The sequence below is a fragment of the Escherichia sp. AM3 genome, from assembly GCF_032029835.1.
GTDB lineage: Bacteria > Pseudomonadota > Gammaproteobacteria > Enterobacterales > Enterobacteriaceae > Escherichia > Escherichia coli.
On the sequence record NZ_JAVUPQ010000765.1, the window covers coordinates 1 to 320 of the forward strand.

Consider the following 320-nt stretch of genomic DNA (forward strand, 5'->3'; position numbering starts at 1 on the left):
TAGATTTCATCCCAGCTGGCATCCAGCGGCAGTTCGTCCGTCATCTCTTTCTGTTCGAGCGCATCTACGGAGTCGAGCGTTTCTGTGTCCTGCGTCTGCTGGGCGTCTACCTCGTCATGAAGATCGGTTTGCTCCAGCAGCGGATTGCTGTCCAGCGCCTGCTGGAGCTCCTGCTGGAGTTCTAACGTGGACAGCTGCAACAGACGGATTGCCTGCTGTAGCTGCGGCGTCATGGCCAGTTGCTGGCTGAGCCGTAATTGCAAACCTTGCTTCATGTTCAGAGCGTTTTTCTCCGGTTCGGCGTGACTTAACCTCTACCC

The 320-nt window shown here is 56.2% G+C and carries 1 pseudogene; it reads right to left on the minus strand.

The features are described 5' to 3' along the window. Positions 1 to 275: pseudogene (locus RTW80_RS28260) on the minus strand (RNA polymerase factor sigma-54); the annotation flags it as partial. Positions 276 to 320 lie beyond the last annotated feature (45 nt).